Source organism: Cupriavidus gilardii (assembly GCF_017598945.1).
GTDB classification, from domain to species: domain Bacteria; phylum Pseudomonadota; class Gammaproteobacteria; order Burkholderiales; family Burkholderiaceae; genus Cupriavidus; species Cupriavidus gilardii_E.
This window is the reverse complement of sequence record NZ_JAGFTW010000049.1, coordinates 1-12,664: the sequence shown is the minus strand read 5'-3', so window position 1 is coordinate 12,664 and position 12,664 is coordinate 1. Positions and strand designations below refer to the sequence as shown.

General features: G+C 66.4%; 5 protein-coding genes. 3 read left to right on the top strand and 2 right to left on the bottom strand.

The window, feature by feature from the left end:
* Nucleotides 1-6,952: non-ribosomal peptide synthetase (locus tag J5T34_RS18310; protein ID WP_208581535.1), on the bottom strand; the 6,952-nt coding region annotated here is incomplete at its 3' end.
* A 100-nt stretch (nucleotides 6,953-7,052) separates the two neighbouring features.
* Nucleotides 7,053-7,793: a siderophore-iron reductase FhuF gene (gene fhuF, locus J5T34_RS18305; protein ID WP_208581534.1), complete on the bottom strand. Its 741-nt coding sequence runs from the start codon at nucleotides 7,791-7,793 to the stop codon at nucleotides 7,053-7,055.
* Nucleotides 7,794-8,052: 259 nt separating this feature from the next.
* Between fhuF and J5T34_RS18300 the strand changes: the two genes are divergently transcribed.
* The 3 genes from J5T34_RS18300 (at nucleotide 8,053) to J5T34_RS18290 (ending at nucleotide 12,498) form a co-directional block, all read left to right on the top strand.
* The gene (locus J5T34_RS18300; protein ID WP_208581532.1) at nucleotides 8,053-10,263 is read left to right on the top strand and encodes a TonB-dependent siderophore receptor; all 2,211 of its coding nucleotides are present in this window, start codon (nucleotides 8,053-8,055) and stop codon (nucleotides 10,261-10,263) included.
* Between the two features lie 135 nt (nucleotides 10,264-10,398).
* On the top strand, nucleotides 10,399-12,126 hold the full coding sequence (locus tag J5T34_RS18295; RefSeq protein ID WP_347880668.1) for a cyclic peptide export ABC transporter: 1,728 nt from the start codon (nucleotides 10,399-10,401) through the stop codon (nucleotides 12,124-12,126).
* Nucleotides 12,127-12,234: 108 nt separating this feature from the next.
* Nucleotides 12,235-12,498, top strand: coding sequence for a DUF4880 domain-containing protein (locus tag J5T34_RS18290; RefSeq protein WP_208581528.1), 264 nt, complete (start codon nucleotides 12,235-12,237; stop codon nucleotides 12,496-12,498).
* The last annotated feature ends 166 nt before the right edge of the window (nucleotides 12,499-12,664 follow it).

Here is a 12,664-nt window from a genome sequence, read left to right as displayed (position 1 = left end):
GCTGCAGCACCTCGCCGATCAGGCGGGCGGTGCTCCAGCCATCGAGCAGCAGATGGTGGCTGGTCCAGATCATGCGGTAGCGTTCGCTGTCCAGGCGCAGCAGGCGTACGCGCATCAGCGGAGCGGTGTCGAGCGCAAAGGCCAGTTTCCGTTCATCGAGCGCAACGTCCTCGCACTCCGATTCTTCCCAGCTACGCTCTGCATCGATCCGAACCGGCGACGGCACCTGCCGATAGACCGCCTGCATGGCCTGACCGTCGATCCAGATAAAGCCGGTACGCAGAATCTCGTGCCGCGCCACCGCTTCGTCCCAGGCCGAGCGGAAGCGCTCGGCGTCGAGGCCATCGAGCGTGATGGCGAGCTGGTTGACGTAAAGCCCGGCCTCGGGCGCATAGAGAGAGTGGAACAGCATGCCGTGCTGCATCGGCGTGAGCGGATACAGGTCCTCGATCTGCCCACCGTCGAGGCGATCCAGTTGAGCTTGAGTCAGGCCGGCCAGTGGCACATCGGACGGCGTCAGCGCCCCGGGCGGCACGCTGATGCAGTGCTCGATGGTCGTCTCCAGTGCCTGCCGGTAGGCTTCTACGAGCGCGGCAATGGTCTCGCGGCGATAGCGGGCCGTACTGAAGCTGACGTCGAGCGACAGCGCGCCGCCGATTACCTGACCGTTGATCGTGATCCAGTTGCCCAGCGAGGCTGCGGGATCCCGACTTGCTCCGCTTGGCTCCTGCGTGAAGTCGAACAGCGCATCGCCACCGACGTTCTGGTCGAACTGCCCCAGATAGTTGAACGTGATACGGGGCCGTGGAAGGGCGGCAAGTTCGTCGCGAATGGCTTGGGGCCCGATATGACGCAGCAACCCATAGCCGATGCCGTGGTCGGGAACCTTACGCAGTGTCTCCTTGACCGACTTGATGCTGCCCGCGGTGTCGCTGCCAACGGGCAGCACGACCGGGAACACCGTCGTGAACCAGCCGACGGTGCGGCTGACATCCGGCGCGGCCGGGAATGCTTCGCGTCCGTGGGCCTCGAGCAGGACAGCAGTGCGATCGACGCCAGCCCACTGGCCGACGGCCTGTGCAAGCGCGCTGAGCAGCAGGTCGTTGATCTGTGTCCGGTAGGCAGCAGACGCCTGCTTGAGCAGGCGTTGAGTCTGCTCGGGCGACAGCCGAAGGGTCAGCGTGGCCGCATCGGCGATGTGGTCGTCCGGGACGGCGTTGTCGCAAGGCAGATCGGGGCCATGCTGGGCGCGCCAGTAGTCCGCTTGCCGGATCGCATCGTCCGAGTTGGCGTGCTGAACCAAGGCTTGTGCCCAGGCTTGGTACGACGCAGTCTTGGGCGGGAGGACCATGGGTTGGCGTTGCCGGGCGAGCCGATACGCCTGTTCCAGGTCTTCCAGCAGGATGCGCCACGAGACGCCGTCCACTACCAGGTGGTGGACGGCAAGCAGCAGCCGTTCGCTACCATCGGGCAACCACAGATGGAGCGCGCGGAGCATCGGGCCGTGTTCGAGGTTCAGGCTCCGCTGGGCACGGTCGCAGTGGGCTTCGATCGATTCGACGTTGGCGGCTTGCTCTTGCCACAGCAGCTCGCTATCGGCGGTCGTGGCGTAGTGTTGATGCCATTTGCCATCCCGCTGCCCATATCGCAGGCGCAATGCGTCGTGATGCGATACCAGCGCCTTCAGCGCGCGGCGCAGCGCCTCCGAATCGAGTGGATTGACGGGGCGCAGCAATACCGCCTGATTCCAGTGATGGCGGTTTGGCATCGGCGTCCCGAAGAACGCCAGCTGTATCGGCAGCAGCGGCGCCTCGCCGACGGGCTTGTCGTCGACGGGACGATTGGTTTCTTCGCGCTTCGCCACCTGGGCCAGTGCCTGCACGGTTTGGTTCAGGAACAGGTCCTTTGGCGTGAAGCGCAAGCCGAGGCGGCGAGCGCGGCCGACCGACTGGATCGACAGGATCGAATCGCCGCCGAGCTCGAAGAAGTTGTCGGTGACACCGACGCGCTCGACGCCCAGCACCTCTTGCCAGATTTGCGCCAGCAGCGCTTCGGTTTCGTCGCGGGGAGCGATGTAACCTTCGGCTTGCCACACCGGGACAGGGAGGGCGCGGCGGTCCAGCTTGCCGTTCGGAGTTACCGGGAGCCGGTCGAGCGCGATGACCTGTGCCGGGACCATGTGGGCCGGTAGTTGGGCTTGGAGCTGCAGCTTCAGCGTCGCGGTGTCCGTGTCGTTCAGCACGCAGTAGGCGACCAGTCTGTCCTCATGAACGACCACTGTGGCGTCGTTGACGCCCGGTCGGGATCGCAGGACATGCGCGATCTCGCCGAGTTCGACGCGGTACCCACGGATCTTGATTTGTTCGTCCTGACGGCCGAGGTATTCGATGCGGCCTTCAGCGTCCTGCTTGACGCGATCGCCGGTGCGATACATCCGCGCGCCGTCGACAAATGGATCGGGGATAAAGCGTTCCGCGGTCAGTCCTGGGCGACCGAGATAACCACGCGCCAGCTGCGGCCCGGCGATATAGAGCTCCCCGACGATGCCGGCGGGCACCGCGTTCAGATCCGAGTCCAGTACATAAACGCGAGAACCGGGCAGGGGCATGCCGGTGGGCAGCTGCCGTTCCGGCAAGGTCACCGCTTCGTGCGTCAGCACGCCAACCGTGGTTTCGGTAGGCCCGTAGTGGTTGAACAGCCGGCAGTGCGGCTTCAAGCCGCGGACCGTGCGAGCCAGCTCGGCCGAGGTGGGCTCGCCACCGAGAATCAGCGCCTGCGAGGGCAGCACGTCGCTGGGCTGGCGAGCCTGCAGCAGTCCGCGCAGATGGCTCGGCACGATCTTGAGCACGCCGACACGGTGCCGGGCCATGTACTCGGCAAAACGATCGGGATCGAACCCGCGCTCGCGCGCGATCAGATGCAAGGTCCGGCCGCTGCAAAGGGCGCCGAACAGCACGGTATGGCCGAGGTCGGCGGCGGTCGTCGAGACCATTGCCATCGAGGCATCCGCCGGCAACTGCAGGCGATGCAGGACGCCACAGACGTAGTGCGCCAATGCATCGTGGCTGACGAGCACGCCCTTGGGGGTGCCGGTCGAGCCGGAGGTATAGATCAAGTAGGCGGCCTGGCCTGGCAACAACGGGACGGAAGGGGCGTCGGCCACCGGCGCCACGGACGCCGGATCGATGCAATCGAAGCCCGGCACGGAGCCCACCACAACACGAGCACCGGCATCGTCCAGCAACTGCCGCAAGCGTTCGACCGGTTGCGTCGGGTCGAGCGGCACGCAAACCGCCCCGGCCTTCAGGATGCCGAGCAGCCCGGTGACAAAACCCAGCGACCGTTCGATACAGAGGCCGACGCGCGTCTCGCGCCAGACGCCGCGCTCCGTCAACGCCAACGCCACTGCATTGGCCAACCGGTCGGCCTCGCTGCGCGTCAGCGTTTGGTCTTCATATCGCAACGCCATGGCCGAAGGATCTGCCTCGACGCTGCGGCGCCATGCCGTCAGCACATCGTCCGGCGCGGCGGTCAAGGTCCCGCCAACAAGCCGTCCATCCTGGTTGCCCAACGCCAACTCACCAACGCGAAGTGTCGGTGTCGATGCGATCTGTTCCAGGATGCCGACATAGTGCCGCTGCATCCGTTCGATGGTCTCCTGGTCGAACAGGTCGGTGGCGTAGCTCAAGCGGCCCGCGATGCCGTCTTCGCCCTCGACAAGGTCCAGCGCGAGATCGAAGCGCGTGACATCGCCTTCGATTTGCTCGGCTGCGACGGCGTGGCCGGCCAATTGTTTCGGCGCCGCGATGGGCAGTGCCAGATTGAATTTGACCTGGAACAGCGGGTTATGCGCGAGGCTGCGTTCCGGCTGCAGGGCCTCGACCAGCTGTTCGAACGGCAAATCCTGGTATTCCTGCGACTCGAGCATCGTCTGGTGCAGCCGGCGCAGCAGCGCGTCCCAGGGCATGCTGCCGTCGATGTCCGTGTGCACGACCAGCGTATTGACGAAGCAGCCGACCAGGCCCTCGGTCTCTACCCGGCCGCGATTGGCGACCGGGACACCGACTCGCACATCGCGCTGCCCGGTGTAGCGATAGAGCAGCGTCTGGAAGCCGGCAAGAAGTACCGCGAACATCGTGGTCTGCGCGCCGAGCGCGAGGCCCCGCAGCCGTGTCGCCAGCGCTCCGTCGACAACAAACGACACCGCGCGGCCGCGATGGCTCGGCACCGGCGGCCGTGGACGATCGACGGGGAGATCCAGCACGGGCGCCGCGTCGCCCAGGCGATGCTTCCAGTAGTCGAGCTGACGCTCTCGCTCGCCGGCAAGCCGATCCGCATGCCACGACGCATAGTCCGCGTACCGGATCGCAAGCGGCGGCAGCTGCACCGGGCGATCCGCGACGAGGCCCTCGTACAGTCGGCAGAACTCGTCGATCACCACATTCATCGACCAACCGTCCGAGACGATGTGGTGAACGGTGATGGACAGCCATTCCTGATCGTCTGCGACGCGCAAATGCGCGATGCGCAGCGGTGGAGCGGCTAGCAGGTCAAATGGCTCGGCGCTGAGTTGGCGGGCGGCGGCCTGCGCCTCGCGCGCAGCGTTGGACCCGTGCTCCCGCAGATCGAGTACCGCGATCTGGCACAAGCCGGCAGGCACGACGCGCTGCCTCGGTTCCTCGTGCTGGTCCAGTTCGAAGCGGGTACGCAGTGCCTCGTGCCGGGCGATGAGCGCGTCGACCGCGCGTTGCAGGGCTCCCGGGTCGAAGCGGCCGTGTAGCCTGAGCACGCCGGAGACGTTGTAGGCGCCGCTGTGCGGCTGCATCGCCCACAGTACCCACAGGCCGCGTTGCACAGGGGAGAGTGGCGCAAGCTCGGTTTCGGTCTGCCGCGCGATTCCCGCTTGCCGCTGCAGCGTCGCGCCATCCTCGCAAGCGAGCAGCCGGTCGATGATCGCGGCGTTGGCCCGCAGCGAGCCGTCGGCGAACAGATGCGCCAGCGCGTAGCCCCGATGCAGGCGCTCGCGGGTTCTCGACACCAGCTGCGTGGCTTGCACCGAGTTGCCGCCCATGGCGAAGAAGTTGTCGTCGGCGGAGGCAGGCCGAACGCCGAGGACTTCGTGCCATAACTCCGCCAGCGTTGCCTCGGTGCCGCGGAGTGCCACGCCGGCGTCTGTCGATGACGGTGCACCGGTGTCCGACGGCGGATCCGAGGCAAGCCGCCGCCCCAATTCGAATGCCGCCCACAGCTCAAGTTCGCCGCTGCGCCAGGCCGGCAGGCAACGCGAGCGCTGCAGCTTGCCGCTGGTGGTCCTGGGCAATTCGCCGGGCTGCAGCAGCAGCACCAGGCCCGGCGGCTCGCCGCAGTTCTGTGCCACGGCCTGGCGAATGGCCGTTTCCACCGCTTCGGGAGAGCCGAACTTCTGGACGCTGCGCGCTATCTCGGCGGCGATGCCGATGGTTTCGATATCTCCGTCGGCCGATCGGAACGGGAAGGCCGCAACGCGCCCCTTGCGCACGACCTCGACCGCGGTTTCGACCGCGATCTCGATGTCCTGCGGATACACGTTGTGACCCCGGACGATGATCAGGTCCTTCAGCCGCCCGGCAACATAAAGTCTGCCTTCGTACAGGAAGCCGAGATCGCCCGTGCGCAGGTAGCGCGACGCCGCGTCGTCGTGGTGCGTGAACGTGCTGGCGGTGGCCTCGGGTTGCTGCCAATAGCCGGCCGTCACGCTTGGCCCGCTGATGCAGATCTCGCCGATCTGACCGTCGGGGACCGGCTGGCCGTGCTCGACATCGCGTATATCGATGCGATGCCCGGGGGCGGCACTCCCGCAGGCAACCAGCCGCGTGCCGTCGTCATCGGCGGAGGGAACGGCACGGCCGGCGGCGAGCGCCGCTTCGTCGAACCCCATCATCGTGGCGCCCTCGCCGCGACGCCCGCCGCTCGCGAGCAGCGTCGCCTCCGCCAGTCCATAACAGGGATAGAGCGCGCCGGCGTCGAGGCCGGCGTCCGCAAAGTGTGTCGCAAATCGTTCCAGCGTTTCCGCGCGAATCGGCTCGGCGCCGCAGAACGCGACGCGCCAACTGTGCAGCGACAGCGTTTCGACCTGCGCCGCACGTATCCGCTCCGCGCAGAGCCGATAGGCGAAGTCCGGCCCGCCGCTGACCGTGCCGCGGAATCGATCGATCGCCTCCAGCCAGCGGCGCGGCCGTTGCAGGAAATAGGCGGGCGACATCAGCACCAGCGACATGCCGACGTACAGCGGATGCAGCAGTCCGCCGATCAGGCCCATGTCGTGATAAAGCGGCAACCAGCTGACCATCACGTCGTCCGCCGTGGTGGTGAACTGGCTGGCGATGGCGGCTTCGTTGGCGACGATGTTGGCATGCGTCACCATCACGCCTTTCGGCGTCGCGGTCGAGCCCGAGGTGTATTGCAGGAAGGCCACGGCGTCGGGACTGACGGCCTCGGCCCATGCCGTTATCTCTTCGATGGACGGTTCGGGCAGCGATTGCTGGACCGACGATACGCTGACGACGCCCGTTTCCAGGCCGTCCGAACGGCCGCTGGCCCAGGCGCCGGCAAGTCCGTCGTCGACCACCACCACACTGGGCCGGGCATCGGCGGCGATGGCGTTGAGCCGCGCGAGATGCTGCGGCCGCAGCGATTCCGGCGGGAAGGCGGGCACCGCGATCACGCGCGCCAGCAGGCAGCCGAGAAACGCACCGACGTAATCGATACCGGTATCGAGCACGATCATCGCGCGCTCGCCAGGCTGCGCGACCTCGCGCAGGCGCGTGGCATAGGCGGCGGCGCGCGCCAGCAGCTCGCGATAGCGGTAGGGCGTGCCTTCGGGGTGGTCCTCGTCCAGCACCGTCAGTGCCGTCGCGTCGGCGCGGCTTGTCGCGTGTTGGATCAAGTAATCGAGCAGCGTTTCGCCTTGCATTGCTGTCCTTATGCGGATCGATGGACCGGTGCTGCAGCAGCACGTCCGACAGAAGGAAGACGAAGGGGCGCGCGGGGAATTTAGCGCAGCGTGGCGGGGATCAGCACAATGCCGCGCACTCGGCCCGCAGCGGGCAGGTGCCGCAGTAGTCGTCGCCGTCGAGCCGGTACTTCAGGCAGCAGACGCGGCGTACGCGTTGTTCGCTGCCATCCGGCAATGGACGATCCAGATACGCGGCGCGATACGGATGCGGCCTGCCATCCGCGCCCCTGTCCTGACGCAGCCATTGCGCCAGCGTGTCGCGGCGACTCGCATCGAGCGCCGGGTGGGCGAGCAAGTTCATGCCGACGTATTGCACGAACTCGGCGGCATGGCTCCACAGCACGCGTGGCGAGGCGCGGGTCAGTTGCGACAGCGTGGCGAACACCGGGGCCAGATGCTGGTGCGTCATGGCGGCCAACGTTTCGTCCAGTGTCGCGCAGGCGTTGCCGAGCACCGACGACCGCAGGTGGATGCGCGACACCAGACCGTCCGGACCGAAGGCGATATCGACCTCTTCCAGCGATATCGGCACTGTCCGGCCCAGCGCAGCCGCCGCGACCAGCACCGGCGGCACCAGCACGACGCAGTAATGCCGGGCCCACCAGGACGCCAGCGCGGGTGGGGCGCGCTCGTGCTCGGCGCCGATGGTGTCCCGGTATTTGGCCAGCCGTTGCTGCAAGGCGGCCGGCTCGGTGAGCCGGCGTCCCGGCCAGGCATCGAGATGGGGCGGGACCGTGGTAACGCCTTCGCCGAAACGCCGCAGCGGGCCGGGGAAGAAGGGCGAGAGTTCGGCAATCAACAGGGCATCTCCAGGCCAGGCGGGGTGGCAGCAGGGCTCCGCGGTGACTCGGCGCCTGGCCAATAGACGGACCAGCGCGGCGCGAAATTAGCCGGTGGCACCGTTTCTGTTCCGATCGGCCGCCAATTGCCGTTTTCGCGTTCCCTATTGCCGTAATCGAATCACTCACGTAATAATTACGAATCATTATCATTCGCAACAGCATTACGGTGAGCCTTTGCATACCGGGCCGGCGCGATCCAAAAAGAAGGGGAGTCTCATGCAACGGGTGTTCGATTGCCGGCGGACGGAAGTCCGGCGGGCGGTAGTGATGTTGTTCGCGCTGGCGGGCAGCGCGCACGCGCAGGAACAGGCCGCGCCGGGGAGTGCGCCGGTGGCCGGCCAGTTGCCGGAGGTCACGGTGCGGGCCGCCGGGTCGGAGACCGGCACCGGGCCGGTCGGCGGTTATGTCGCTCGCCGCAGCGTCACCGCCACCAAGACCGATACGCCGTTGGCAGAGACGCCGCAGTCGATTTCTGTGATCACCCGTGAGCAGATGGAAGATCGCGGCGTGCAGACCGTGTCGGAAGCCTTTGCCTATTCGGCGGGCGTGGTCGGCGACAACGTGGTCGAGTCGCGCTACGACAAGCCGGTGATCCGCGGCTTTCCCGCGCGGCAATACCTCGACGGCCTGTACATCAACTACTACACGAGCGGCTACCTGATGCCGCGCGTCGACGCGTACGGCCTCGAGCGCGTCGAGCTGCTGCGCGGGCCGAGCTCGGTGCTGTATGGCGCCAATGCGCCGGGCGGCCTGATCAACCTGGTCAGCAAGCGGCCGACCGCCGAAACGCTGCGCGAGGTCAACCTGCAATATGGCTCGCACAATCGCAAGCAGGCCAGCTTCGATCTGTCCGGCGCGGTGGATAGCAACCAGACCGTGCTCTATCGGCTGACCGGCCTGTTCCGGAAGAGCGATACGCAGACGGACCATGCCAAGGACGACCGCATCTTCATCGCGCCCGCGCTGACGTTCCGCCCGTCGGCCGATACCACTTTCACGCTGCTGACCCACTATCAGCGCGACAGGCAGGGCACCGCGATCAACTTCCTGCCGCGTGAGGGCACCGTCATTCCGACGGTGAATGGACGCAGGATCTCGAGCTCGTTCTTCACCGGCGAACCTGGCTTCAATACCTTCGATCGCGAGGAATACGCGATCGGCTACGCCTTCGAGCACCGCTTCAACGATACCTTCCGCGTGCGGCAGAACGTGCGCTACATGCATAGCGACCTGACCTATACGGGGGTTTATGCGGTGGGCTGGAATTCGGCCGCGCAACAGCAGCTGCGGCGCGGCTCGCTCGATGCCGGCGGCGAGCTCGATACGATCGGCGTCGATACCCAACTGCAGGCGGACTTCAGCACCGGGCCGGTCCGGCACAAGATGCTCGTCGGCGTGGATTACCAGCGCGGCAAGTTCGACGACAGGCAAGGCTTCGGGACCGTCGGCACGCCGCCGCTCGGTCTGATCGATCCGTGGAATCCTGCCTACGGCGCGAGGATCAACCCGATCGCCTCGTACACCAATGCGGAGCAGACCCAGCGTCAGCTCGGCGTGTATTTCCAGGACCAGATGAAGCTGACCGAACGGCTGGCGTTTGTCGCCGGCGGCCGCAAGGACTGGGCGAGTTCCGATACGACGTCGACGCGGATCGTCACCGCGACCAACGCGCGCACCGTGACCACGACGCCGATCGACCAGGACGACTTCACCTATCGCCTCGGCCTGCTGTATCAGGCGCCGTACGGCATCACGCCGTACGTCAGCTATTCGACTTCGTTCCAGCCGCAGGCCGGTACCGATCGGCAAGGCTCGCCGTTCAAGCCGACCACCGGCAAGCAGACGGAGCTCGGCGTCAAGTTCCAGCCGCCGGGCAGCAACAGCTTCATCACCGCGGCGGTCTACGACCTGCGGCAGCAGGACGTGCTGACGCCGGATCCGGGGCGTCCCGCCGGTACCAATTTCCAGATCCAGACCGGCGAGGTGCGCTCGCGTGGCTTCGAACTGGAAGGCACGATGGATTTCCAGAACGGCTTCAAGGCGATCGGCTCGTACACCTTGATGAATATGGAGACCACCAAGAGCAACGGTCCCGACCTCGGCAAGGTGCCGACCAACCGCCCCCGTCATACCGCGGCGCTGTGGATCGACTACACGATGCGCGCCGGCATGCTGCGGGGCCTCGGCATGGGCGCCGGCGCCCGCTATATCGGCTCGACGTGGGGCGATTCGGCCAATACCTTCAAGGTGTCGTCGGTGTGGCTGGCCGATGCGTCGATTCACTACACGCTGGACCAGCATTGGCGCTTTGCGCTGACCGCGACCAATCTGCTCGACAAGGACTATGTCGGCCAGTGCGGCAGTGCGACGACCTGCTATTACGGCTATCGCCGCAACATCCTGGCTACCGCGACGTATCGCTGGTAAGGCTAGCCCATACCGCAGGCGCAAGCCTGTTGCTCGTCTGTCGTCCCCGCGTGAGCGGGGATGACGCGACAGGTAATTCGCGGGCACCGTCGTTCGTCACAGGAAGAAGACCTCTTCCCCGTGGAGCCGCCGACCGTGTCCGCCTTTCCTTCGCTGCGCAATGTGTTGTTCCGGGCCTCGGGCCATCTGCTGGCGTTCGCCATCGTGGCGAGCCTGGCCGGTGGCGCGGCGTCGGTCGGGCTGATCGCCACCATCAACCGGGCGTTGGCAACGCCGGCCGATCAGCTTGCCGCGCTCGGGCTGCGCTTTGCGGCCCTCGCCGTGGCGGTGCTGCTGTTCCGCACCGCCGCGCTGATGCTGTTCGTGCGGCTGAACCAGACGGTGCTGGCCAGCCTGCGCGAGCATATCGCCGGCCGGCTGCTGGCCTCGCCCTATGCCGAACTCGAGCGGGTCGGCCCGGGCCGGGGATTGGCACTGCTCGGCGAGGACACCAACCAGGTCGCGACGCTGCTGGTCGCGCTGCCCTTCGTGGTGATGAACGGCACCATCGTGCTGGGCTGCCTCGCCTATCTGGCGTATCTGTCGTGGCAGGTCTTCCTGTTCGCCCTGGTTGCGGTGCTGACCGGCTCGATCTGCTATCGGCTCAGCCGCCAGCGTTCGCAGCGCTATCTGCGCGATGCCGGCAAATGGCACGACGTGTTGATCGAGCGCTTCGGCGCGATATTCGCCGGCGCCAAGGAGCTGAAGCTGCATCGGCAACGCCGGGAGGCGTTCGCCAGCGGGCCGCTCGCCGAAGCGATCGATGCGGTGCGGACCAACCGCACACAGGGGCTGTCGCTGCTGTATCTGTCGCTGACGATCGGAAGCACGCTGTTCTTTGCCGTGATCGGCATCATCCTGTTTGTCGTGCAGCGGCCGCTGGGCGCGGATGCCGCCGTCGCGAGCGGCTATACGCTGGTGTTCCTCTACATGATGGCGCCGCTGGAAGGGCTGCTGAACAGCCTGCCGCAATTCAATCTCGCGCGTATCGCCTATCAGCGCATCGCCGATACCACCGGACCGCTTGGCGTGGAGCAGGGCGCAGCGGATGCTTCAGGCGATCGCCGGCCGTACGTCGAGTTGGCCTTGCGCGGCGTCACGCATCGCTACTTCCGCGACGGCGAGGATGGCAGCTTCACGCTGGGGCCGATCGATCTGTCGTTGCGCGCCGGCGAAGTGGTGTTTCTGGTCGGTGGCAATGGCAGCGGCAAGACGACGTTGGCGAAGCTGCTGGTGGGTCTGTATGCGCCGGAGCAGGGAACCGTGTTGCTCAACGGCGAGCGCATCGCCGACGCGGCGGACCGCGAGCGTCACCGCCAGCAGTGCACCGCGGTGTTCTCAGACTTTCATCTGTTCGACAGCCTGTTGGGCGCGGCGGCAGACGACAGCGAAGCGGGCGTTCATCAGGACAGGTACGCGGCGCTCGACGCGCGCGCCAACGCACTGCTGGCGCGTCTGCAGTTGCAGCACAAGGTGACGGTGCGCGATGGCGCCTTCTCGACGCGAGCGCTGTCGCAGGGCCAGCGCAAGCGCCTTGCACTGGTCGCCGCCTGCCTCGAGGACCGGCCGGTGATCGTGCTGGACGAATGGGCCGCGGATCAGGACCCGGCCTTCAAGACGGTGTTCTATCGCGAGATCGTGCCGGCCTTGCGCGCGCAGGGCAAGGCGGTGCTGGTGATCTCGCACGACGACCGCTACTTCGATGCCGGTGACCGCATCGTGCTGCTCGAACAGGGCCGCATACGCGAGAAGGACATCGAACACGAACCGGCCGCAGAGCCGGCAAGCGTGGCGATCGCCACTGAGCGTCAGCGCGCGGCATGACACACCGGTCCGTTGCACCGATGTTCAGGCAGCGACTCCGCTACAATCGCGTCACACGACGCCGGTGCATGACATCGGCGCACAAGAACGCATCAAGGGGAGCTGTACGTGGTCCAGAACCGATCGCCGGGCAACGACATCGCCTGGCAACAAGCGCTCGATTGGGTGATGCTGATGCGGGACGGCATGCTCGACGCCAGCGCGGAACAACGCCTGCTCGATTGGCTCGACCAATCGCCCGACCATATCGAATCCTTCCGCCAGGCGTGCGCCGTGTGGCAGGCCACCGGCAAGGTGACTCCATCGATCCAGGCTGCCCTCGAAGCTCGCATGCCGCGCCCAACCGGGCAGAGTCCTTCGCGTCTCGGCTGACCTGGCTTGGTCTCGCGATGTTTCGCTCCCTCTCCCGCTCGCTGTATGGACCGGGGACATAGGTAACACATGTGCCAGGACATGGGTAACAGTCCAAGGTCCAGGTTAGTCAGCCTGGTGTAGGTCGATCGTGGCGACCTTTTGATGGCAGAAGTAGACATCAAAG